This window comes from Paenibacillus sacheonensis, assembly GCF_009909195.1.
Classification (GTDB): Bacteria; Bacillota; Bacilli; order Paenibacillales; family Paenibacillaceae; genus Paenibacillus_Z; species Paenibacillus_Z sacheonensis.
The window spans coordinates 153093-177723 of record NZ_JAAAMU010000014.1; the positions used below are offsets into that span (position 1 = coordinate 153093).

A 24631-nucleotide genomic window follows, 5' to 3' on the forward strand; every position below is an offset into this window, starting at 1 on the left:
ATACCGAATCGGAGTGGGCTACTTGAAGATTAGCAGACTGAAGCTTAAGCATCAGATCTTCCTTATTGTGGTATTTACAGTCATCATCTTTACCTGTATGGAGGCTTATTTCTATTTCAGCTTTTATAATTTGACCCAGACAAGGGCTGCTAATTATGGCAACAAAATCATTGAGCAGACGCGTCAAAAGATTGATTCGGTATTTAGCGATATTAAAATCAGTACCAATATAGCCGTGGATAACCGAAAGATTCAGGAGTTTACGACGGCAGAGGATGATTACACGAGAGATATTGACGTAGGCAATTACGTCATTGATCTGATGGAGTATATGAGATCCTTTAATTCCTATGTCGACGGCATTGTCATTAATGATAATGAAGGCAGAAAAGTGTACAGCATTGATACGAAAACGGGAGACATCTTTTTCCTACATACATATAACGAGTTTATTACGAAGTATAAGAATGACAGCAAGGCCTTAGGAAAGGGAAGGTTTACGGATTTATTAAAAGACGAGAAAGTAGGAAATGAATATTTCTTCTATGTGGCACCTATCATCGAATCGTTAGGCGGCGTTCATTTTTCCGAACGAACCGGCTTTTGTTCCATTATGGTGAATATAAGAAAGCTGCAGGAGTTAATTGAGCATACGGAACTGACCCCTCATTCCGCCTTGTATATTCTGAACAGCAGTAACGAAGTCATAGTTTCCAACAATACTAGCTTTCGTGGAGTCCTGTTCAACGATATTTTGTCGGCAGACCGGGGCAGTCTGACAAGCGGAGTGAAAACGAAGATTAACGGGGAGAAGGTAATCGTTCAGGAAACAGGGTTGGAGCAGGCGGACGGGTGGAGCATTGTCAGTATCATTCCGGTTCATGAGTTGACTGCAGACATGAACCCAATTAAACATAACAGCATTATAGCCGGAATCGGCATTATTCTGAGCTTGCTTATTTTGGGCTATTTCTTCTTGAACAATTTGACGCGGCCGGTTATGGGTCTTGTTGCGGATATGAGGAAGATCGGTAAACGGGAGACCGGATTTAGAGTGAAGGTGCGTTCAACGAATGAAGTTGGGGTGCTCGCCTACGATATCAATCGGATGATCGATAAAATGGAGGATATGTCCAGTCATGTCCTGAACACGCAGGCACGATTATATGAATCGGAGCTTAGCAAGAAGCAGGCGGAATTTGCTGCTCTGCAAAGTCAAATTAACCCCCATTTCCTCTATAATACGTTAAATTGCATTAGCAGCATCGGGCTGGAATATGGCAGCAAGGAAATCGCTCAAATTACCTCTTGCATGTCAAGGATTTTTCGATATAGCGTGAAAGAAGATGAACTTGTGCGGATCGGCGATGAAATGGAATGCATTAAAGCTTATCTGCAAATTATTTCTATTCGCTATGCGAACAAGTTTTCAATGACCGTGCAGATAGACGAGAAACTGCTGAACCTGCAGACGCCTAAAATGATTTTGCAGCCTATTGTGGAGAACGCCGTTTATCACGGGCTGGAGAGAGTAGATGCAGGAGGAGAGCTTAAGGTCAGCGGTCATGTCGATGCCAATGGAGATATATGCTTTATGATCATGGATTCGGGAAGAGGAATGAATGAGGAACAGCTCGGGAGCATAAGGGCGAGGCTGAATATGGAATATTCGAATCAAGATCACCGGCCGTCCGGGAAGAACATCGGTCTTTCGAATATAAATAAACGAATCAAGCTGTTGTTCGGTGATAACTATGGGGTGGTAGAAATCATTAGCAAAATGGGATGTGGAACTACCGTAACCGTCAACATTCCGGCAATGGAACAATAGGAAGTTTGAATGGAGTATTCGCTTTCCTTATTACCGCCCAGGCCAAAAGACTTGTGAATGCCAGCCGCCCGAAGCAGTTTGCCGACTTTCAAAGAAGTAAAAACTGTCGAAAAACGAGACTGGCCAGACAGGGAACGATGGTGTACCATAAATTACACACCTTTCTTTGTTTACATGGTTGCTGGTCACTCCCATACCAAACGAAGAAGGTACTTTTTTGTCTAGAGAAAGAAAAACACGATTTATCCCCGCAGCCACAAGGGATTCAAGCTAATTTCGCGTTGCAAAAGCTGAGGTATTCATTTAGAGCTATTTTTGTGGAGGAATCAACAGTGATTGTAAGTACAAAATTTCAGATCCCCCATATACGAAATACTGTGGTATCCCGTCCGAAGCTGATGCGCAAGCTTAATGAGGGGATGGAAACCAAGCTGACGCTTGTTTCCGCTCAGGCCGGTTATGGAAAGTCAACCGCTTTATGTGAATGGGTGAAACAATGCGGCGCGGTTGCTGCGTGGGTCTCGTTGGATCAGCATGATAATGAGTGGATTTCATTTTGGAGTTGCGTAACGGCCTCCATTCAGGAGAGAATCCCTGGCTTTGGCCAAACGATGGGGCGTCTTCTTGAGAAAGGACCTTCGGAATCTTCAGAGCCAATGATTAAGGAACTTTTGAATGAATTGAATCAACTAACCGGTGAACTGGTCATCATACTCGACGATTATCATTTCATTGAACTCCCCGATATTCACCAATCCTTGAGCTACCTACTGGAACATTTTCCTCCACATATTCATCTTTATATCGCTAGCCGTACCGATTTGCCGATTCCTACTGCCAGACTTCTGGCGAAGGGTGAATTACATGCTATCCAAATGCAGGATTTGCGCTTTGAACTGGAAGAGGGGGTTGTATTTTTTCGAGATACGACGGATTTATCGCTAACGAAAGGGCAAATAACCGAGCTGTTCCAGCAAACCGAAGGCTGGGTCAGTGGGTTGCAGCTGGCGGCAATCTCTCTGAAACGCAGTACGAATATAAACCAGTCCATCCAGCAATTTACGGGTCAACAGCATCATATATCCGATTACTTGTTGGAAGAAGTGTTTCAGCATCAATCGGAAACCATGCGGTCCTTTTTATTGGAGACGTCCATTTTAAGTAGAATGAACCATTCTTTATGCCAAGCAGTAACGGGTCAAATGAACAGTCAAGAGCAATTGGAGAGACTGGAGCAGCTGAATTTATTCATCATACCCTTGGACGAGGGGCGGAATTGGTACCGATATCACCATTTGCTTTCCGATTTCTTGCGACAGCTAGGGTCCAGAACGGATTCGGACAAATGGATTCAAGCGCACATTCGCGCGGCGAATTGGTTGGAAAAACACGGGTTCGATGAAGAAGCGGTGGAGCATTATTTAGAAGGCCAACAGTTTGCGGATGTTATTCGGTTGATCGAGAAAAATCCCCCTGCCTTGATGCAATCGAAGAGTGCTGCGTTAATGAGGTGGGTAACTGTTTTACCTGAAAGCTCCTTTGCCGAGAAGCCAATGATCGAAATGTTTTATATAGCCGTAATGATGCTAGGAGGCAAGTGGGAAGCCGCTTTTCAGCGAATGGAGCAAACCAAGGTCCGGTTTGAAGCGCTGCAAGGGCAATTACCCGATATAGACCGGAACAAGGTTATGGGAAATATCTATTTCTATTGCGGTATGGCCTGTTATCTCCAAAATGACTTTGTGCGAGCATCTGATTATTTGGCCCTTACAGAACGATATATGCCGGAAGGCAGCTACTTTCAGGTAATGGGGGTAAACCGGTATGACGGGTATAGTAGGAATTATGATCAATTAACTTTAATGAAAGATCTGTATGCGGCGGAAGACTTCATTTTGAAATGGATTAAAGCATGGGAGCATAAAGAAAATTATCCCTTTATTGGATACTTCTACTTGGCATATATCCATTTGCTGTATGAGTGGAATCGGTTGGAGGAGGCGGAATTTTACTTAGGTCAGTCATTGGGGCGCAAAGACCATCAGCCTTTTGCACGAATTATGATCCAATTGGGCATCGCTGCATCGCGGATTGAGCAAGCCAAAGGAAATCCAAAGCGAGCGTCCGAACGATTGGTGCAATTGAAGTCGAAAATCGATTCACCCGATTATGCTTTATTTATTATGAAAATCGAAACCGAACAAGCCTATTTATCTTTGCGGCAAGGCTCGCCTCAAGATGCGCTTGATTGGTTGCAAAGATGCGGTCTTGCGCACACGGATGAGGTTTCATTGAATCTTATGGCAGAGCATCTGATTTTGGCTAGAGTGCTTGCGGCGTGCGAACGAATAGAAGAGGCGCTGTGCCTGTTGGAAAGATTATATCTCTTGGTGTGCGAGGGAGACTGTGTCCGTGATCGCACGAAAGTATTAATTGTGCAAAGCGTGATGCTATGGCATTCGGGTCAAACGGAGGCTGCGCTCATTCCACTGGGCACTGCTTTGGATTTGGCCAAGCCAGATGGATATATTCGCAGTTTTATTGACGAGGGTTTTGTAATGGCGGAGATGCTTAACGCTTATTCAAAGGTTCGGCAGGATAGCAATTCCTCTTCGGGTTCCTATGTAAAGCAACTGTTGCGTGCGATGAATGACACACCAGAGGTTGATCGGTCGCCGAAAGGAATACTGACAGGGCAGGAATATAAAATTTTGCTGCTCATCGCGGATAGATTGATGAACAAGGAAATTGCCGAGCGTCTGAATATTACGGTAGATACCGTGAAATTTCATATTAAAAACATCTACAAAAAGCTTGGAGTAAACAATCGTAAACAAGCGCTGCAACTTGCAAAGCAAGTATAGAATCTTGGCTAAAATGCCTATCCTGTTTTTTAAAAACCTACCCCGGGCGGGTAGGTTCTTTTTTGTTTATTTTAATTTATAGTACAGAAGAATGCCGAATCTAGACAAAGGTGAGTGAAACACTTTATGAACAAACGTGGGACTTCTATATTGATGGCATTAATTATTCTATTGGGGATGATCCCTGCTTTTGCTAGTGCCGCTTCTACGGATAATTGGGTTAATCGGAAACCTGATAACCTTATTACCAGTAATCAGGGCGTCTGCTATGGTAACGGCAAGTTTATGGCGGTGACCGATGAGGGAGCTATCTTAACCTCGATTGACGGAACAAGTTGGACGACTTACAAACCGGCAACTACATTCAATCTTTCTAGTATCAGTTGCGATAATGGCAAGTTTGTGGTTGTGAGTAGAGCTGGAGATGCATCGTCCTCTAGTGACGGAGTGAACTGGAAAACTGGTTATACCGCAGGTACTTATGTACAACTTTGGGGCGTTAGCTACGGCAAAGGCCTGTATGTGGCAGTGGGGAGCAAAATTGTTGTTAATAGAGTAGGAGCCATATACACCTCCACGACGAGTGAGACGCCGGACTTATGGACGGATCGCAATATAAACACCACGTCAATACTTACGGGTGTCACCTACGGCAACGAAAAGTTTGTGGCGGTGGGGCAATATGGAACAATACTGACCTCCAGTGACGGAGTGAGCTGGTCGAGCCAAAATTCGGGCATTGCGGCAGATCTTAAAGGCGTCAAATACCTAAATGGTAAGTTCGTGTCCTGGACACGAGACGGAAAAACGATATTGACCTCCGTGGACGGAGTGAGCTGGAGTATGATCACCACGTCGGGCATTATCTGCGTGGCATGTGAGTCGACAAATTCTGGCGTCCTTAATAGTGTCTCTTACGGCAATGGTACGTATGTGGGGGTGGGACCGGTTAATTCTATCTATACCTCCAGTGACTTAGTGAATTGGACGAAAAGCTATGCGGGTACGCACGGGTCACTTAATGGCGTCACTTACGGCAACGACACGTTTATCGTAGTAGGTAACAATGGAGACCTATTTCAAAACATTGATCCCCCGACGTATACGATTACTTATAACGGCAATGGCAGCACGGGAGGAACCGTGCCAACGGATAGCCACTCGTATGCGCACAATGCAACGGTAACCGTATTAGGAGACACGGGGGGCTTGGTGAAGACGGGCAGCACGTTCGCGGGATGGAACACGGCGGCCAACGGAAGTGGCACGAGCTATGTGGAGGGCGCTACGTTCACCATGGCAGCGGCGAATGTGACGCTGTACGCGCAGTGGACGGCCGACCCGACATACACCGTAACGTATAACGGCAATGGCAGTACGGGAGGAACCGTGCCGACGGATAGTAAGACGTATGCGCACAATGCAACGGTAACCGTATTAGGAGACCCGGGAAGCTTGGCGAAGACGGGCAGCACGTTCGCAGGATGGAACACGGCGGCTAACGGAAGCGGCACGAGCTATGTGGGTGGCGCTACGTTCGCCATGGCAGCGGCGAATGTGACGCTTTACGCGCAGTGGACGGCCGACCCGACATACACCGTAACGTATAACGGCAATGGCAGTACGGGAGGAACCGTGCCGACGGATAGCAATCCGTATGCGCAACATGCAACGGTTACCGTATTAGGAAACACGGGAAGCTTGGTGAAGACGGGCAGCACGTTCGCAGGATGGAACACGGTGGCTAACGGAAGCGGCACGAGCTATGTGGAGGGCGCTACGTTCACCATGGCAGCGGCGAATGTGACGCTGTACGCGCAGTGGACGGCCGACCCGACATACACCGTAACGTATAACGGCAATGGCAGCACGGGAGGAACCGTGCCAACGGATAGCAATCCGTATGCGCAACATGCAACGGTTACCGTATTAGGAAACTCGGGAAGCTTGGTGAAGACGGGCAGCACGTTCGCGGGATGGAACACGTCGGCTAACGGAAGTGGCACGAGCTATGTGGAGGGCGCTACGTTCACCATGGCAGCGGCGAATGTGACGCTGTACGCGCAGTGGACGGCCGACCCGACATACACCGTAACGTACAACGGCAATGGCAGTACGGGAGGAACCGTGCCAACGGATAGCCATTCGTACGTGCAACATGCAACGGTAACCGTATTAGGAGACACGGGAAGCTTGGCGAAGACGGGCAGCACGTTCGCAGGATGGAACACGGCGGCCAACGGAAGCGGCACGAGCTATGTGGAGGGCGCTACGTTCACCATGGCAGCGGCGAATGTGACGCTGTACGCGCAGTGGACGGCCGACCCGACATACACCGTAACGTATAACGGCAATGGCAGTACGGGAGGAATCGTGCCAACGGATAGTAATCCGTATGCGCACCATGCAACGGTAACCGTATTGGGAGACACGGGAGGCTTGGTGAAGACGGGCAGCACGTTCGCAGGATGGAACACGGCGGCCAACGGAAGTGGCACGAGCTATGTGGAGGGCGCTACGTTCACCATGGCAGCGGCGAATGTGACGCTGTACGCGCAGTGGACGGCCAGCTCTGGAGGCAGCAGCGGCGGCCACCCAACACCACCAGATGACAGCAAAGTAATCTCAGAAAATGGTGAATTATCGCTTCCCGCAGGCAAAACGGGTAAGGTTAGTTTGGGAGATGCAATCACAGTAGATATTCCGGCAAATGCAACGGACAAAGAACTGAAATTAACGATTGAAAAAATTACGGGCACTCAGGTTCTTCTAACGGATGAAGACGTTCTGGCTAGTCCGATCTTCGAGATTCTCAAAAATTTCTCGGAGAACTTCAGTAAACCGGTAACATTGACGTTTAAGTTTGATCCGACAAAATTGAGCGGTGATCAAAGAGCAGCCGTGTTCTATTATGATGAAGCGCAGAAGAAATGGGTGGAAGTTGGCGGTGTTGTTAAGGGTAATGAGATTACCGTAGAAGTAACCCACTTTACAAAATATGCAGTAATGGTTGTAGGGCAAAAACCAACGATTAATTTTAGCGATATCTCCGAACACTGGGCGAAGGCAAGCATCAAGCAAGCGGTAAGCAGCGGAATCGTCACTGGTTATGAGGACGGCACGTTCAAGCCGGACAAAACCGTGACTCGTGCGGAATTTGCCGTCATGCTGATGAATGCGTTGAAGACGCAAGGAGCGGGAGCGGCGCTGACGTTCACGGATGCAGCGAAGATCGGAAGCTGGTCGCAGAAAGCGGTCGCGCAAGCGGTGCAAGCGGGCATTATTCATGGCTATGAGGACGGTACGTTCCGTCCAGCTGGAGAAATTACGCGTGCAGAGATGGCATCGATGATTGCGGGTGCTCTGGGTAAATATAGCGAAGCGAATGCCACCACGGCAACTAGCTTCGCAGACGACAAGGACATTCCAGCGTGGGCAAAAGCTGCGGTTGCTTATATAAAGCAAGCAAGCATCGTGCAAGGGAAAGGCGACAACCAATTTGCCCCTGGGGACCATGCAACAAGAGCAGAGGCCGTAACGGTTCTGCTGAACATGCTGGCTCAAAAGAGTAAGTAAAGAAAATCGTCAACCCAAACTGATTGTAGATGTAAATAACAAGGGTTATCCTTCAAGCGGTAAAATTAACTGCTTGGGCGATAGCCCTTGTCTTATTTCAAATAGGAAGTCTCGACGGGCAGTTTTACGCAACAAGACAGCATCTGCTCCCTTTTTTAAAAACCGAAACTAAAGGCTGATTTTTGAAGTATTATTAGATCTAAATGAGATAAAAGGAAACGGATAGGAGTCGATGAAATTATTGAAATTTCCGTGATGGTCATTGAAGTATTCTCATCAATCAAAAACAACAGCCACAGGCAAGGGTTGAAATTGTAGCAGCGAACGCACCAATGTATGGACCGATAAGCTCTAATGACGATGTAGGATACCAAATGAGCAATGGGGCGTATAGTGCCCAAGCATTTTATCGGACTTATGGTGGTGCAGCTGGCCTTCAGACGATGAAAATCTTGATGCTGTATTAACCGTGACAACTGACATGTACGATTCGACTGCTATTTTGAAGAAACAGAGGTCAAATAATGACGATAACCAACAATACGGTAGATGAATTTAAAGTTGATCCTGCTTATTTACAGTCACTATTACGACGAATTGTTTCTTCTAAATGTTTACAGTTATTATCGTGGAGTTGCAGTCTACTTGGAAAAAACAAGGGAGAGAGTTCGGTCTATAGGGTATCTTGTACAATTCTAGATAATGATGTAGAGCAGAATTATGCATTAATAATCAAAATATTAAAACCCGATTATTTACGAAACCATGTCGATCACTACTACTACTGGAAACGTGAGGCTTTAGTTTATCATTCAGGGATACTGAGTCAGTTACCACTTAGTATAAGGGCGCCATTATGCCATGCAGTAGAAGAGCATCCTGATGAAAGCCTATGGATTTGGCTCGAGGATATAGCAATTGAAGCAATTCAATGTGACTGGTCATTCGCACACATGTGTAAAATTTCCTACTTACTTGGAAAATACAATGGCGTTTACATAACAGGAACTCATCTCCCTAATGAGTCATTTTTATGCCGCTCTTGGATTCGTTCGTGGGTAGAGGTTTGTGCTGCTTATGCTAAACCTATTGAGGAGCAAAAAAATATTTGGAATTCTTGTTTGGAGGATTTTAATGCTAATAGCTCTATGTGGGGGCTTTATCATATCAATAGAAACCGAGTAAATAGCTTACTGGAAACAATAGAATTATTACCCCGTGTATTCGCCCATCAAGACGTACACTGGGATAACATTTTTATAGAGCAAGTGAATGGCATCGATACATTATTAGCAATCGATTGGCAGTTTGCAAGCATCTCAGGTGTAGGAGAAGAGCTCGGTCGAATGTTTGGATATGCATTAATAAAGAATAAAATTCCAGTTAACAAGGTAGAAGAATATAAGGAAGAGTTGTTCCAAAACTATTTACAAGGACTTAGAGATCAAGGGTGGGACGGTAATTCCAAACTTGTTCGATTCGGGTTTATTGCGAGTGCATCACTTAGGTTTATCATGGTAATGGATAAGCTGATAAGTAACTTAGAAGAAGACGATAGAAAAAACCAGAAAGAAAAATCAAGACATCTCTTATTAGTCGCTCAGGCACTCCTTGAATTGGCAGAGGAGTCTTGGAAACTTAGAAGTGAACTAAGATAGTACATACAAGTCCGTATGTTGCACGTTACGCTAAAGGGACACCATAGCTCAATATACACTCACGACGAAGCTGCCGGCATATACGGCGGCTTTCTCACGTAAACGGACTTTTTAAATTGGGGGCGCCTTTCGTTCAAAACGAAACCGGCGTCTTTAAACTGCTGCTATTCCTTGGTCGGCTTCTGCAGCTGATGGATGCAGGGGAGCCGGCGCGCGCGAGGAGATACTAGGCTTGGTGTTCAGCTGCAAGCAGCCTTCCTGTTGACAGATGAATGAATGAATTATATAATTTAATTAAATGAACTGTTCAATTAATTAATTGGAGGCATTCAAATGAGCGGATTTCTACAGGCGAATGGCAACCTAAGAGGGAAATACGTAGTGATTACCGGCGCGACGAGCGGAATTGGATTGGCGGCCGCACAAGAGTTAGCTGCAAGAGGAGCGAATTTGGGTATTGTTGCACGTAATGCAGCCAAAGCGAAAGAGGTGGCGAATAAGATCCGGGCTTCCTACGGCAATCAGATCACGGTAGACGTGTTCATCGCCGACATGTCGTCCCAGCGGTCGATCCGCCATGCGGCAAACGAAATTTTAGCGAAATGCCCAAGGATTGATATTCTAATCAATAATGCAGGTGCTATGTTCGTTGATCATAAACTCACGGAGGACGGAATCGAGATGACGCTGGCGGTCAACCATATCGCGCCATTCTTGTTCACGACGCTGCTCCTTGATAGACTTACGATGAGTAATCATGCCCGCGTTATTACGACGTCGTCCCACGGCCATAAGATGGCCATGAAAGGCATCGATTTCGAAGACTTGAGCGGTAAGCGTTATTTTGGATTTTTGGGAAAACTGAAGGGCGGTCCTAATTTTCGATACGGCGAGACAAAGCTGGCGAACATCTTGTTTACCGCAGAGCTGGCGCAGCGTATGAAAGACACCAATGTGGCCGCTTACTGCTTTGATCCCGGACTCGTCGCGACCAACTTCAATCGGGACAACGGATGGATGGCCAGGATGACGACTGCCGTCATGATGAGATTCGCCCGAACGCCCGAGAAAGGTGCGGAGACGCTAGTATGGCTGGCGGATACCGACGCGAAGAAACTGGAAAGCGGACGTTATTACGCGGATAAGCAATTCGGGAAGCAGTCCCCACAAGCTGGGAGCATGGCAGCAGCGAGACAACTTTGGGACGTAAGCGAATCGCAAATTCGCGTATAGGAAGCATAATCGTCGCAGCAACACATAGAAGGGAAGAAAGAAGACTATGGCAAGAAAAGCGCAATCCGAACAAGCACTCGATGAGCGCAAGGATCAGATCAAAAGAGCCGCGCTAAAAGTTTTCGCAGAGAAGGGGCTCGCTGGAACGAAGATGATCGCGATCGCCGAGGAAGCCGGTATCAGCCAAGGTTTAACGTATAAATATTTCGATTCCAAAGACGAAATTTTCTCGCTTCTTGTGGAGGAGGCAATCGAAGAATCCCAGGATGCCATTAGGAATATCGGGCAATTAGCAGGTTCGCCGCTTGATCAGCTAAGGGTCTTCACGCTTCGGCTGCTAGACGAGAACCACAAGCTTTATTTCTTGCTTATTCAGCAAGCGCAAAAGTCGGAAGGAGTACCACAAAGGGCTAAGGAAGCAATCGAGCGATATTCCCCCCGGGAAACAGTCGAGTCGATGATACCTATCTTAGTCCGGGGGCAGCAGGAAGGGCAATTCGCGGAGGGCGATCCCTATAGGAGATTGATTTTGTTTCTTTCGGTCGTAACCGGTCTGATGCTTCAAGATGCAAAGGCAATCGGAATCGACTGGACACAGGAGGTTGACCGTCTGCTGGGCATTTTGACGACATGAAGATCGCGCCTGTTCATGATGTCCGCACTTCATCTCCCGATATTAACTCTGAGCCCTGAACCGATATCGACAATGAATTAATGGAGGTAGAGAATGAGTAAACTTTATTGGGGACCCAAGTCAGTCACATTTTGGCTCGTTGGCGTTGTCACGTTGTTAATGCTGTATTTAGGAATAAGAGGTTTTGTCCAGCCAGAAGCTGCGATACGAGAGTACGGTTTACCGCTTCACGACGCCGCGGATAACGATCTCGTTTACATCAAAGCAAATCGTGACCTTTTTATTGGGTTCTTTCTACTCGTCTTGATGATACTTCGTATGCGAAAAGCATTACTTGTTGCGATGTTTACTTCCATTCTAATGCCAACCGTTGATGCTATATTGGTCATTACAAATGCAACAGATAAAACGCCTTCTTGGATCCATATTGTCTCCGCTGTATATGGAGTAGTTGTTGGTTGTCTATTATACCGAGAAGAACATCGAGCTCATACATGAAGGAATTCATAACGAAATTCGTGCGATCGTGTCCCAGCGATTGCGGAGGTAACTACCCCGGTTTTCGTTACGTTATTTTAGTTTGGCTTGAAAGCGGTGGTGGTTGTAGTAATAAATATACGCCTCCACCGCTTGCTGAAATTCCGCTCCAGAATGAGGTACAGCTTCTCTGATCTGAGATGCGAGAAGAAGGTTTCGATGCATGCAGGTTGATTTGCGAGATTGGCTGCCTTTAACGCCGAATGCTTCTAATCGTGTGTTGTACGCCTGAGACGTGTATAGGAAACCTTGATCCGAATGGAGCACGGCTTCCGGGACGTCTCTTTTTCTTGTCCATTGCTCGGCTACCTTAAAATCTTGTACCTCTCCGGCGAGCAGCCGTTTCAGAAGCGCAGATACATTGCCTGAGCTCCAACCGCCTCCAAGCGAAAAACTCGAAATCAGGATGATGAGCCCGACAATGGCCGCGATAACGCCGACCGCGCGGTTCGTAAAGAGAGCCGCTTCATTCGGTTCGGCAACCTTGATGCCCCAACCGGGCGATCGATACCACGCATACGCTTCGCTCGTGCTAACCTTGCCGCCACGTCCTGAGCAAGTATAACGATGAATTTTGCAATCGAGTTTCGTCTAAACAAATGTGAATAAAAAATAATAATCGAGTGAGGTCATGTAAAATGGAAACTATACGAGGAGAACGAAAATGAGGAAAATAGTCGTCTCCGAGTTTGTATCGCTGGATGGAGTTATGGAGAATCCGCAGTGGACAGTTCAATTTCGTAGTGAGGAAACAAAGCAATTCAAGTTCAATGAACTAAAAGCAAGCGACGCTCTTCTGCTTGGACGTGAAACGTATGTTAATTTTGCAGCGGCTTGGCCTAATATGATCGAGCAAGAAGGGGAATATGGCCAGATGATGAATGGTTACCCCAAGCACGTGATTTCAACATCCCTGGAAAAAGTGGAATGGAACAATTCATCGCTGATCAAGGGCAATATCATGGAGGAAATATCCAAGCTGAAGCAGCAGCCTGGTAAGGATATTTTGGTATTTGGCAGCTGCTCGCTCGTTCAAACGCTGATGCAGAATGACCTCATCGACGAATTTCGGCTCATGGTTTTCCCAGTCGTGCTTGGAAACGGAAAACGTCTCTTTGGAGAAGGGGTCGATAAGAAAGTGCTGAAACTGGCGGAAACAAAGACATTCGGTTCAGGTGTCGTTATTCTGACTTATCATCCGGAATGATAAGATTGATTCGGAAAATATATTCAAGTGCCTAGATCCTATAAGTAGGAGCCTCCTATTCCGAGGGGCCTTGAAACTTTAGCTCAAAAAAGAAAGCACGGCAGCTCAAACATGTTGAGCTGCCTTTTTTCAACGAGCGGGCAGCTTGCTGCCCGAATGGCTTCAATCAGTTCTTCCGGCGCAGTGTGCTTTAAGTGAAAAAGTGTTCGATGTACGGTCGGCTCTGACTATTGTACAAAAACAAGTGGGGAGCGGCGTGGCCATTGAAGCGAACGGTACTCAATTCATTCGTTTCTACAAATTCATGGCATCCAATGAGACTGTTACTTATGAATATCGATATTTAGTTGCTGCCATCCTGAATTCTTAAGTCAACGGCATCAGCAAGCGGAGATACGATTCCCAGCGGATTGCAGTTATGCGGAATATAAAAGTGATTACATCGATCCCACTGGCGAGAACATACCATATGCAGGAAAAGTCACTATACTAGTGGATTCTTTTACTGGATCAGCTGCTGAGGACTTCGTCCTGCCTTTCATGGATAACGCCAGGGCAGTGATTATCGGAGAACGTAGGGCCAACCAGTGTTTCGAAACTTTGATGACAACAATATCATTGTGATGGTTGGTGCTATTCGTTCTTTTTTACCTAGCGGAGCTTTGTTTGAAGGGATCGGCATTGTGCCGCACGTTGAAGTGAAAATGAAGAGAGAGGATTTCTACCGACAACGAGATGTCGTACTAGAGAAAGCGCTAGAATTACTCAAACAAGAACTGATGGCACACTTAGGATCTTAGGATACCCCGAAGTACCAACCTATATGGAATCGAAAAATGAGGGCCAAGTACGAGGTCTAACGAGGAAATCCTCCTAGCAGCAAGAGAACGGGCCGGATTTGGATGTTAAAACATAGATAGAAGGAGGCTGCATATGGGACGCATAATCCTGATGATGAACGTATAAACCCAAGTACGTCTTCTCGCGGACGTTGAATCATCTGTCGTGGCAGAACTCTTTCTTGCTGAAGGGGCCAGTTTCCGAGGAGGTGCAGAGACTTGCGACAGCAGGGAAGACCCTGCTCGTTAACGGGGGTCCCGGCCTTGGTTCCACCTTGGCACAACTCGGCTTGGCGGATGAGTATCACATCCTGATACAGCCAATCGTTGCCGGACATGGCCCGCAATTATTGGGGGGAGTTCGTGATCGATTGAATCTGAAGCTGAGCGGGAGCCATGTCTTCGGTTCTGGCGTCGCAGCGCTACACGCCCGTTCGTTGACTGGTTGGCCTGAAACCGATGTCAGTCTCCTTAGAAGTCGCGTAAATCGCGGCTTTTTTACTTTCTGGAAGCAAGCTCTTGTCACTTGCCATCGCGCTTATCGTCGCACTCAGCGACATCCGGAAGAGGTGCGGGCCATCGTTCTGATCGACGGAGGCAGTAACTGGCAGGATTGCCTATTCCCTGCACGAATAGTTTAGAAACGACGGATTTTACGATGTTTAGAGACAGACCTTATTGCGTCATGATTATTTTTGAAGGGGGATTCAAATTGAAGCAGGGGACAATCGTATTTTTAAATGGCACTTCAAGTTCCGGAAAGACTTCCATCTCGAATGAGCTGTTGAATCACAATGAATTCGCGTTCCATCATGTATCCATTGATGATTTTTTTAAACGATTGTTTGGCGACTACATTGATTTTATTAACACGACATGCGCAAGCGCCGAATCGGCCGATCGAAAAGCGGAGCAGGTGCCGAACGATATACTTATTGATCCCTTGGTCGAGTTGTTTTTTTCAACCGTTAAATTCATGTCGGCAAAGGGGATGAATGTCGTTGTCGATACCGTAAATGACAGCGACGAGCGCTTGAATGCCTGTCTCCGTTTATTAAGCGATCATCCGGTACTGTTCGTAGGCGTAACTTGCTCGAAAGAGGAGCTTATGAGGAGAGAGAAGCTAAGGGGAGATCGAGAGATCGGCTTGGCAATCTCGCAGTATGATAACGTGTATCGTCTACATGAATATGACCTGGAGCTCAATACCGAAACCTTGAGATCGGACGAATGCGCGAATTTGATCGTGGATTTTCTGAGATCCAATCGCGAATACACTGCATTTCAGAAGCTAAGCCATAGAAGCGTTGGCGTTTCATAGGAGCCGTATCCCGTGGGGATTCTAACGGGTGATAGCCTGCCGGCGAGGGCAGGCTGTCGGAATTCGAAGGGACTTTCCGCTAGTCGGTAATGTTCCGGGTATAATATTCGATAATATCTTTGCGGCGAATAATGCCGAGGAAGACGCGATCGTCGTCCACGACCGGCACGAAGTTCTGATCGGCAGCGAGAGCCAGCATATCGTCCAGTTCGGCACCGATCGCTACGCATTCGACTTTCATACGTTTCTTGATGGAGACGATGGGAATTTCGTGCATGGTATCGAAGCCGAGACCCGGTGTGGCGCGCATCTTCCATAATAGATCGCCTTCGGACAGCGTTCCGTAATAGAGGCCTTCTTCGTTTAGAATCGGAATGGCCGTATAATGGCAAACTTCAAGTTTATCTAAGGCGTCCTTCATGGTGGCAGATGTCGTGAGGTACGAAACTTCTTGCTTGGGGAAGAGAAACGACTGGATGTCCACAGTATTCACGCTCCTTTGGTCTATTTAAACATATTTTCCGGCGGAATGCATGCTGGTAGATATTGCGGGGCGATCATTCATACAGGTCGCATACGGCATTAGGATGTATTTAAACAAAGGGACAAGCCGAACAAGCATTCGATAAGCTTCAGTTAATTAAATCGACGAAATAATTCGGATTCCCTCTTGAACCTTACGTAACGTAATGATTTATAGTAAACGTAGCCGCAGGACAAAACATTGGTAACGGTTCGAGAAATCAAATAAGATGAAATGCGAAAAATCGGAGGAGAAACGAACATGAGAAAACTCGTATTGTTCATGCATGTATCGCTGGATGGGTATGCGTCGGATTCGAACGGAGGTTTGGGCTGGATTCCGTACAACGAGGAATTAGAGAAATACGCCGAGGAGGTCGTGGCGGAAGTCGGCTCTCCCGTATACGGACGTACGACGTACCAGTTAATGGAGAGCTACTGGCCGACGGTGCTCGATGATCCGAATGAATCGAAACACAGTATCGAGCATGCGAAGTGGATACAGGATGTGAAGAAGATCGTCATTTCCAGTACGATGGACAAGGCGGAATGGAACAATACGATGCTGATCAAGGACAATATCGCAGAGGAAATCAAGGCGCTCAAAGAACAGCCTGGCAAAAACCTCGTGATCTTCGGAAGCCCGGGAGCCGCGAAGACGCTGCTCGAGCTTGGCCTGATCGACGAATTCCTGCTGACGATTTGCCCAGTCGTCCTGGGCGGGGGGAAATCGGTATTCGACGGCGGCGGCGAGAAAATCAGGCTCAAGCTGCTGTCCAGCCGAACGTTTAACTCTGGCATAATCGCGGCACGCTACGAGGTGGAGAAATAGTCCGACAGGAGCTGCCGCTCTAACGGAGAACGATAGGGTGTAGAAGACGCAGCGGCAGCCGGTCACACGATCGGCTGCCGTTGTCATTCAAACGATGATTAGGATAGTTCGGGGTTTTCCTGCAGAATCGCCCGGAGCGCATGAAGCAGCGTCGTATTCTCCTCCGGCGTGCCGATGGAGATTCGTACATGGCGCGGCAGCCCCCACGCGGCTCCATAGCGAACGATAACCCCTTTCCGCATGAGCTCCACGTAATGATGTTCCGCATCCTCATCAAGCTCGACGAGAATAAAGTTGCTCATGCTCGGCGTATAAGGCAGGCCGAGTTCTTCGAATTCCAGGTACAATCGCAGACGTTCTTCCTTCACCAGCTGGCTGGACCTCTGGACGTGATCAACATCCGCAATCGCTGCCGCAGCTGCCGCCAGGGCAAGGGCATTCACGTTGAATGGCTCCTTCACCTGAAGAATCGCTCTAATAATCGATTGCGAAGCAGCCCCGAAGCCCACTCGGAGGCCCGCCAGACCATAAACCTTGGAGAAGGTTTGCAGCACGATGACGGGATAACCTGCTTTCACAAACTCGATACCGTCTGAATAATCGTCTTCCGTTACATAATGGCAGTAGGCGGAATCGAGCATAACCAACACGGTTGGAGGCAATGCATTCAACAACTCCGTCAGGGCCGATTGGGTCAGGATCGTGCCGGTCGGATTATTAGGGGAGCATAAATAGAGAATCTTCGTGCGTTCGCTGACGGCCTCAAGGATAGCGGAAACATCATATTGGTAGTCTTCCGTCAAAGCGATTGTCCGGATGGCCGCTCCCATCAACTGGCCTCCGAACTCGTATTCACTGAATGACGGGCTCGGCACGATGATCTCGTCCCCCGCTTCGATGAAGGCCTCGGAGACGAGCGTGATTAATTCATCCCCGCCATTGGTGATGATAATTTGCTCGGATTCAAGTTCATATCTCCCGGCAATGGCCGCACGTAAATCCACGGCCTGCGCGTCAGGATAGCGATGGATATCCATGAGCAGCTCGCTTATCGCCTCCACCGCTTTCGGTGAAGGACCGAGTGGATTCTCGTTGGAGGCAAGCTTCACTACGCGTTCCAGTCCCAGTTCCCGCTGCACCTCCCAGATCGGTTTGCCCGGGGAATAAGGCTTCATGCGTTTCAGTACATTGCGTGATCGAATGTCAGGCGTCGTTAAGGACATGATGGGTTCACCTTCGCTTTACGGTTGATTTTTGCATCGCAAACATCTGTTGCATTAACGCAATAATACAATAACGCGTTAATATAGTAAAGTGTTTTTTCGCAGCCCATAATTACATCCCTGGCTGAGGATACCCGCCGGCAGCCGCACATGTTTTAGTTACGCTTACGGCCTGACATTCGGATCGAACATCGCTCGAACCTCATCCTGCATGGTGCGTAATGGCCGCCCGACTAGGCGCTCCAAGTCTTTGGACGTGTAACGCATATCCGCGAGCGCCAGCATGCGGTAGATTGGATGCGCCATATCCGGATTCGTGCGGTGCACGACCCGGCGTCCGGCCGACTCCGCGATTGCCCGCGCCAGATCGTCCGGATTCCAAACGCGCGATGCGGTCAACTCGTAGGTCTGCCCGGCATGGCTCTCCTCCGTCAGCACCTCCGCGGCGGCTGCAGCCAAATCTTCCCTCGCGGCGGCGTTGAACGTCCAGTCTCCCGGCGGGCTCCATAATTCCCCGCTCGCCGCCGCTTCACGGACGCCAAGAAATTTTACGATATCCATGTAATAGGCGTTCCGCAAGATCGTATACGGAATGTTCGATTCCCGAATCAGCCGTTCGGTTTGCAAGTGAAGCGCATGCAGCGGCAGCCGGCCCCGTTCCGGCCGGACGATGCTCGTGTAAACCAGGCGCCGAACGCCGGATCTCTTGGCGGCCTCGACGACTGCCGCATGTTGGCGGAGACGGACGGCATCGTCGGGATGAGGCGACGAGACGAACAACAGATTCGTCGCGCCTTGGAATGCAGCGTCCAGAGAATCGGGAACGTCGTAGTCGCCGTATCGGGCTTCAATGCCTTGGCGCTCCCATTCCGGTGCCGACTCCGGGTTCCGAATGCTGACGGCCAAGGTTGATGCGGGTACCCGATAAAGCAGCTGCCGGAGAACAAGTCCGCCTAAATGCCCGGTTGCTCCAGTGAGCACGATTTTCATGATTGTTTCATCCTTTCACTCGAATTAGTTAAATATTTAACTAGTTGCGCGAATAAAAACGGCTTCATTGAACGACGCGGTTCAACGGCCGTATGGCTGCGCCTATGTGCGACTGCGCTGTCGGGACGTAATCATTCTTCGTATCGTTGCAGCTTGGTGAGGAGAGCCAGGAACTGTATCATCTCCGCTTCCTCTAACCCTTTCATGCGGCTGACGATCGTCGCCCGATTCCCGGGCAGGAGGTCCGACAGGAGCCGCTCGCCGTCCGGAGACAGTGCAACCGTCCTCTTCCGGCCGTCCTCGGGATGGCTCGAGCTGCGAACATAACCGAGCTCCTCCAGCGGGATGAGCATGACGCTGATATTCGCCTTCGTCACGCCGATCCGGGCGGCAAGCTCCGATGGAAGAATCGAACCTCCCGCTTTGGCGATTTCAACGAGAATGCGGATGCGCGCACCGTTCGTTCCGTTGGCGGACCAGTATTTCTCCGAAGCGCCAACAAGCGCGGCCGTCGTCTCCACGAGCGCGAAGAACGTCCGTACTTCAAGCGGCTGCTCCTTTACATAGTCCTGTATATCCGTCATCGGTGCAGTCACCTCATCTAGTTAAATGCTTAACTAATTTTAAAATACGGGAATCGTGCCAATCTGTCAATCCATACCGTCTCAGGTTTAATGGATATTTTATGCAAGAACAGGGATTTCCTTCGGAAATATCGAATACGTAAGCCTACGATAACGATAGAACGAGGTGGCAGCAGTCATGAATAACCAAATGCTCCAGCGTAAATTAGGCAGCACGGATGTCCGCGTCCCGGCAATCGGACAGGGGACATGGAAGTTTGGTGAAGAGGAACGGAACGCGAAACAAGAGATCGAGGCGCTGCTTTTCGGAATCGAGCAAGGGCTTACGCTGATCGATACAGCCGAGGATTACGCCGCCGGCGGTTCCGAACGGGTCGTCGGCCAAGCGATCGCAGGCATGCGCGATGACGTGTTCCTCGTCACGAAGGTAGCGGCGCGCAATTGTTCGTACCAAGGCGTTCTGGATGCAGCGGAAGCGAGCCTGGCGCGATTGAAAACCGATCACATCGACTTGTATCTGCAGCACTGGCCGAGCGAGCAGCACGAGGTAGCGGGAAACGATGGCGGGCATGGCCGAGTTGGTCAAGCGTGGGATGATCAAGCATGTCGGCGTGAGTAATTTCTCGATCGCGCTCTTGCGGGAAGCGCAGCGCTGTCTCGGCGATATTCCGCTTGTCTGCAACCAGGTGCCCTATCATTTGAACGATCGGCGCATCGAACGGGACAATGTGCCATACTGCGCGGAAGCGGGCATCACCGTCATGGGGTATTCGCCTTTTGGTTATGCGCCGCAGGTATTCGGGGATAGGGGCTTTCCCGCCGCCGGTTCGGAGCAGCGCCAGGTCTTGGACGACATCGGCGCCAAGTACGGGAAAAATGCCTTCCAAGTCGCGTTAAACTGGGTGTTGAGGCAGGACAATTTGATCACGATTCCGAAAGCCGCCAGCCTGGCGCACATCGAGGCTAATATTCGGTCTTTGGGCTGGGAGCTCGACAGCGATGATATCGCGCAGATCGAAGCGAACTTCCCGGTCGATCGGACAAGTCCGGGCGAATAATCGCTTGGTGCCGGAAGCGTCTTGCAAGCTGATCGGTTTCGTATGAACGAGAGAAGGGTTGAAGACAAGCTCGGAAATGAAAAAAGCGGCTGTTCGGAAGTTGATTCCGAACAGCCGCTTTCGTTTGGTTACGGATGAGCAGCGACCCAATCGAGCAGCGCCCGGTATTTCGGAGCGGCGGCATTCGATTGTCCCGTGAAGGCCTTGGCGCCCCAAGCTCCACCCGAGCCCCAAGAGCCTGCGTTCGTGTAATGATTGAATAAGGTGAAATAAGGAGCGAACTTGTTTAGCATGTAGATGTATTCGGTATAAATCTGCTGATTGCCGCTCCACGCTTGAGCGTTCGTCAGCAGATGCTGTCCGCCTTCGTACGTCCCGAGCTTCACGTTGTATTTTTGCGCGATCGCATAGGCGGTCAAGACGCGGTCCGTGAATACCTGATCGATGGCGGCATGGAATTGGCTTTGAATCGTGGCGCTGGAGCCGTCAAGTTCGGCGCCCACGTACGGAGCGATTGCGAACAGGTCCGCCTTTTGACCGGTCGGATTCCAAGTCGAGCTGTTGATGACGGCGTTGTACCCTTGGTCGAAAATATCATAGTTGCCGCTGAACGCGCCTACGCGTACGACGCGCGAGGACATTTGCGTGCCGAACACGGTCGCGAATTGGTTCCAGATGCGTACCGATTTGTACAGGCTGAAGGCGCCGCCTTGGTACCACTGGTTAGAACCCGGCAAGCCGAGGGCGATTCCCTGGTCCAGCGTATACTGGAACTGCGCGAAGCCGCCGTTCCACGTCTCGTTCGAGTATTCCACGTACACCTTCAAATTGCCGTTCAGCTTGGACTTGATAAGCGCGGCCAGCTGATTCGCGTAATTATCGTCGGCCATATGGGGCAGGTTGATCCACAAGTCCTTGTTCGTTCGGTTGCAAAGGTCGATCATCCATTCGTAGGCGAGTCCCGCCGTCACCGGGGAACCGGAATCGATCAAACCGACCTCGGCGTTGCCTGCGTCGGCCGGCAGCCTGCGCTGCGACCAGGTTTGGATTTTGGAGTTGTTGGTTAAGCCCCAGTCCATAAATCGCAGCGTCGTGTAAGGCGAGAGCTCCGCGATGAACGTTGGGTTCCAAATGTTCGTTCCTGTACTATAGGCCGTCGCCCAATTGATGCCGGAGACGAACGGAGTTTCGCCGGACCAGGAAGGCGCGAGGAACCAGAAGTTCGTTCCCATCTTCATCGTGCCGCTTGGCGGCGGATTCGTCGATCCTCCTCCGGTCGTCAGGATGAGCTCCGGCTTGTTCGTCGCGCTTTCGCGGGACAGATAGGCTTCCCAGCCGCCGACGTTCGTTGAGAAGCCGAGCGTGATGGAGCTTTGTCCGCCGCTCAGCTTGCTCTGTACGGCCGAGGTGACGTCCAGTTCGACGTAGCCGGCCGCGCTGACGGCTTTGCTCGCAATGGCGGTGCCGAGCGTCGGCTTGGCTCCGCCCTCGCTCCAGCTCTCCGTCGATGCGCCGCTAACCGTCAACGTGTGGTTCGTCACGTGCGCGGAGTGGTAGATTCGGACCTTGGCGCCCGTAACGCCGGAAACGCCGGACAAACTGAATTTAGCGAAAATGGTGCTCCATTGGCTCGCGTACAGCGTAGCGTTCGTTCCCGCCGCAACGTCGCTCTGCGTGTCCGTGTCCGCGATCGGCTGCAGCGTGCCGCCGGTGCTTCCGCCGGACGTCGTGATGACCAGCTCGGGTTTGTTCGTGGCGTTTTCCCGGGCAAAATACGCTTCCCAGCTGCCTATGTTCGTACTAAAGCCCACCGCGAACGTCACGAACGCCAAAGTGCGTATTTACCACACGGCACATGCGAACGCGCACACCTTAATCGCGAACAGCGCTTCGACGGAAAATTGGAACGAGGGCGGAGTCAAGCCGACGCTCGGTTCGCAGCTCGGCAGCGCTTCGGTCTCCGCCAACGGATACGTGGAAATCGACGTGACGGCTGCGGTTCAAGCCAAAATCAGCGGGGGACAATCGTCGTTCACATGCCGGACAAGCTGAATTTCGTGAACAGGTTGTTCCATTGGCTTACGTTCACCGTAGCGTTCGTTCCCGCTGCCACGTCGCTTTGCGTGTCGGTATCGGCGACCGGATTCAGTACCGTCGTCGCCGCGGAGACGGGCTTCGGCTGCAGCAATCCGAATATTCCGCTCGCAAGCGCAATGACGAGAATGAGGGAGAAGAGCTTTTTCATCAATTCAGCCTCCTTGGGATGGTAGTTCTAGCCTTCTTTCCATGCGGCAAGCTCTGATTTGATAACGCTTCCAATTTAGGTTGTACCCACTCGCATCACCTCCGCTCCTACTGTATTACATTCCGTAACGACGGACCAAGGGGAAAGCGTAATGACTTGAGTGAATTCTGTAACGACGTCTGCCTAAGACGCGAGCTGCTGCGCAATTCTTGGTCATGCCAGCCAAACATGTTAAACTAACAGGGCGTTCATATATTCATGAAGGAGAGTTCGATCATGATCATCCAATTCATTCGCTATAGGTAATGATAGGTACAGCTCACGTAACCCTGCATTTTTTTATCATGGCCGGGGTTTATTTGACTGTGCCTTTTTTCATTCACTTATTACGAATGAGAGGGTGCTATTTGTGTTTCGGAAAAGTAAAAGAGCAGTGAGCGCGGAGTTCTTCGAGAAACATCAAGCGATGTTTAGATGCCCGTTGTGTTACAAAACGATGGCAATCATCCATTTTCAAAGTTTAGTCTGCGGCAACGGGCACTGCTTCGATATCGCAAAGCACGGTTATGTACATTTATTATCCAATGGCAGCCGTACGAAATACGATCAAACCATCTTTGCGCACAGAAGATTAATCTGCAAAAGCGGATTGTTTGATCCCCTGTATGCGGCGATAAGTGGGATCATATGGAGTCGGCACCCGCATGACGAACCTATACGCATACTGGATGCTGGTTGCGGAGAAGGATCGCACTTATCGAACCTGCAAAACCGAATAAATCGAATAAAACCGCAGGCGGTAGTGGCTGTTGGAGTCGATATTTCAAAGGAGGCCATAAGCTATGCTGCAGCAGGATATTCCGATGCGATCTGGTGCGTGGCCGACATTGCGAATTGCCCTTTTTCAAGTCGGCAATTCCAATTCATTTTGAATATTCTTTCGCCAGCCAATTATTCGGAGTTCGGGAGATTAGCAGCCGATAAAGGCTTGGTGATCAAAGTCGTCCCCGGTCAGGGCTATCTGCAAGAAATAAGAGAAATCCTGTATCAAGGGTCCGGCAAACAGACGTATTCCAATTCTCGTACCAGAAGCCGCTTCAATAAGCAATTCCATCCTTTGGACGTCGTAAGCCTTCGCTATCAAGTTGATTTGCGTGAAGGCTTAATCGAACCATTGCTCGGTATGACGCCATTATCGTGGGGGACTTCCCGGGAGCGCATCGAACAAGTTCTTCGGCCGGGTCTGAACAAAGTCACGATGGACTTCGACATTCTGATCGGATCGGCAAGAGATGAACGCTGGGATTAATTCGTCGGGCTGAAGGGAACCGATCCTCCGATGCCTGCTTGGAGCAGCTTGCCGGCGGCGGCTGCTTCATTTTTTTTAGTTTGCTGACGGCCAGGTTACGCGCTCGCCGCTGCCAGAGCATCGCTGGCTTTTTCTTCGCGGTGAAACATTGTTGCGTAAAGATCGTAT

At 49.4% G+C, this 24631-nt stretch carries 23 protein-coding genes; 16 read left to right on the forward strand and 7 right to left on the reverse strand.

Features of this window, described 5'->3' with window-relative positions; genetic code table 11:
* The first annotated feature begins 22 nt into the window (after positions 1-22).
* The 7 genes from GT003_RS23120 (at position 23) to GT003_RS23150 (ending at position 12294) form a co-directional block, all read left to right on the forward strand.
* Entirely contained in the window at positions 23-1831 is a 1809-nt protein-coding gene (locus GT003_RS23120) for a cache domain-containing sensor histidine kinase (RefSeq protein ID WP_161702318.1), read from the forward strand.
* Complete coding sequence (locus tag GT003_RS23125) at positions 1786-4695, forward strand: winged helix-turn-helix domain-containing protein (protein ID WP_161702320.1); 2910 nt, start codon at positions 1786-1788, stop codon at positions 4693-4695. Before GT003_RS23120 ends, GT003_RS23125 begins: the two co-directional genes overlap by 46 nt.
* 978 nt (positions 4696-5673) lie before the next feature.
* Positions 5674-8271 (forward strand): InlB B-repeat-containing protein, encoded by a 2598-nt coding sequence (locus tag GT003_RS23130; protein ID WP_161702322.1) that lies wholly within the window; start codon positions 5674-5676, stop codon positions 8269-8271.
* 524 nt (positions 8272-8795) lie between these two features.
* The gene (locus GT003_RS23135; protein WP_161702324.1) at positions 8796-9929 is read left to right on the forward strand and encodes a hypothetical protein; all 1134 of its coding nucleotides are present in this window, start codon (positions 8796-8798) and stop codon (positions 9927-9929) included.
* Positions 9930-10262: 333 nt separating this feature from the next.
* Entirely contained in the window at positions 10263-11162 is a 900-nt protein-coding gene (locus GT003_RS23140) for an SDR family oxidoreductase (RefSeq protein WP_161702326.1), read from the forward strand.
* Between the two features lie 46 nt (positions 11163-11208).
* Positions 11209-11796, forward strand: coding sequence for a TetR/AcrR family transcriptional regulator (locus GT003_RS23145; protein ID WP_161702328.1), 588 nt, complete (start codon positions 11209-11211; stop codon positions 11794-11796).
* A 93-nt stretch (positions 11797-11889) separates the two neighbouring features.
* On the forward strand, positions 11890-12294 hold the full coding sequence (locus GT003_RS23150; RefSeq protein ID WP_161702330.1) for a DUF4267 domain-containing protein: 405 nt from the start codon (positions 11890-11892) through the stop codon (positions 12292-12294).
* Between the two features lie 72 nt (positions 12295-12366).
* Here the strand turns inward: GT003_RS23150 and GT003_RS33210 are convergent, their stop codons facing one another.
* Entirely contained in the window at positions 12367-12906 is a 540-nt protein-coding gene (locus tag GT003_RS33210; protein WP_476703932.1) for a DUF6199 family natural product biosynthesis protein, read from the reverse strand.
* A 91-nt stretch (positions 12907-12997) separates the two neighbouring features.
* On the opposite strand from GT003_RS33210, the gene GT003_RS23155 reads away from it, so the two are divergent.
* From GT003_RS23155 to GT003_RS23170, 4 genes are all read left to right on the forward strand, one after another.
* Positions 12998-13540, forward strand: a complete 543-nt coding sequence (locus tag GT003_RS23155; RefSeq protein ID WP_161702332.1) for a dihydrofolate reductase family protein — start codon at positions 12998-13000, stop codon at positions 13538-13540.
* A 441-nt stretch (positions 13541-13981) separates the two neighbouring features.
* A complete protein-coding gene (locus GT003_RS33160; RefSeq protein WP_428842604.1) occupies positions 13982-14164 on the forward strand; it encodes a S41 family peptidase in 183 nt (60 codons plus the stop codon).
* Between the two features lie 424 nt (positions 14165-14588).
* A complete protein-coding gene (locus GT003_RS32600) occupies positions 14589-15020 on the forward strand; it encodes a dihydrofolate reductase family protein (RefSeq protein WP_338046046.1) in 432 nt (143 codons plus the stop codon).
* Between the two features lie 71 nt (positions 15021-15091).
* Positions 15092-15700, forward strand: coding sequence for a chloramphenicol phosphotransferase CPT family protein (locus GT003_RS23170; RefSeq protein WP_161702334.1), 609 nt, complete (start codon positions 15092-15094; stop codon positions 15698-15700).
* A 79-nt stretch (positions 15701-15779) separates the two neighbouring features.
* Here GT003_RS23170 and GT003_RS23175 read toward each other — a convergent pair whose 3' ends face one another.
* Complete coding sequence (locus tag GT003_RS23175) at positions 15780-16184, reverse strand: CBS domain-containing protein (protein WP_161702336.1); 405 nt, start codon at positions 16182-16184, stop codon at positions 15780-15782.
* Between the two features lie 300 nt (positions 16185-16484).
* Between GT003_RS23175 and GT003_RS23180 the strand changes: the two genes are divergently transcribed.
* Positions 16485-17054 (forward strand): dihydrofolate reductase family protein, encoded by a 570-nt coding sequence (locus GT003_RS23180; RefSeq protein WP_161702339.1) that lies wholly within the window; start codon positions 16485-16487, stop codon positions 17052-17054.
* Positions 17055-17152: 98 nt separating this feature from the next.
* On the opposite strand, the gene hisC is transcribed toward GT003_RS23180, so the two are convergent.
* The 3 genes from hisC to GT003_RS23195 form a co-directional block, all read right to left on the reverse strand.
* Positions 17153-18277: a histidinol-phosphate transaminase gene (gene hisC, locus GT003_RS23185; protein WP_161702340.1), complete on the reverse strand. Its 1125-nt coding sequence runs from the start codon at positions 18275-18277 to the stop codon at positions 17153-17155.
* A gap of 165 nt (positions 18278-18442) precedes the next feature.
* Complete coding sequence (locus GT003_RS23190) at positions 18443-19267, reverse strand: NAD(P)H-binding protein (RefSeq protein WP_161702342.1); 825 nt, start codon at positions 19265-19267, stop codon at positions 18443-18445.
* Positions 19268-19398: 131 nt separating this feature from the next.
* Positions 19399-19851 (reverse strand): MarR family winged helix-turn-helix transcriptional regulator, encoded by a 453-nt coding sequence (locus tag GT003_RS23195; RefSeq protein WP_161702345.1) that lies wholly within the window; start codon positions 19849-19851, stop codon positions 19399-19401.
* 178 nt (positions 19852-20029) lie between these two features.
* On the opposite strand from GT003_RS23195, the gene GT003_RS32885 reads away from it, so the two are divergent.
* Both GT003_RS32885 and GT003_RS32890 read left to right on the forward strand, forming a co-directional pair.
* Positions 20030-20470 carry an aldo/keto reductase gene (locus GT003_RS32885; RefSeq protein ID WP_161702347.1) on the forward strand — a complete coding sequence of 147 codons (441 nt, stop codon included), beginning with the start codon at positions 20030-20032 and terminating at the stop codon, positions 20468-20470.
* Entirely contained in the window at positions 20412-20909 is a 498-nt protein-coding gene (locus GT003_RS32890; RefSeq protein WP_161702349.1) for an aldo/keto reductase, read from the forward strand. Before GT003_RS32885 ends, GT003_RS32890 begins: the two co-directional genes overlap by 59 nt.
* A gap of 128 nt (positions 20910-21037) precedes the next feature.
* Here GT003_RS32890 and GT003_RS23210 read toward each other — a convergent pair whose 3' ends face one another.
* Positions 21038-22720, reverse strand: a complete 1683-nt coding sequence (locus GT003_RS23210; protein WP_161702351.1) for a CBM96 family carbohydrate-binding protein — start codon at positions 22718-22720, stop codon at positions 21038-21040.
* Between GT003_RS23210 and GT003_RS23215 the strand changes: the two genes are divergently transcribed.
* Positions 22701-22961: a CBM96 family carbohydrate-binding protein gene (locus GT003_RS23215; RefSeq protein WP_161702353.1), complete on the forward strand. Its 261-nt coding sequence runs from the start codon at positions 22701-22703 to the stop codon at positions 22959-22961. The genes GT003_RS23210 and GT003_RS23215 overlap by 20 nt on opposite strands.
* Here GT003_RS23215 and GT003_RS23220 read toward each other — a convergent pair.
* A complete protein-coding gene (locus GT003_RS23220; protein WP_161702355.1) occupies positions 22942-23154 on the reverse strand; it encodes a hypothetical protein in 213 nt (70 codons plus the stop codon). The two genes, GT003_RS23215 and GT003_RS23220, sit on opposite strands and share 20 nt — an antisense overlap.
* 409 nt (positions 23155-23563) lie before the next feature.
* On the opposite strand from GT003_RS23220, the gene GT003_RS23225 reads away from it, so the two are divergent.
* The gene (locus GT003_RS23225; RefSeq protein ID WP_161702357.1) at positions 23564-24463 is read left to right on the forward strand and encodes a putative RNA methyltransferase; all 900 of its coding nucleotides are present in this window, start codon (positions 23564-23566) and stop codon (positions 24461-24463) included.
* The last annotated feature ends 168 nt before the right edge of the window (positions 24464-24631 follow it).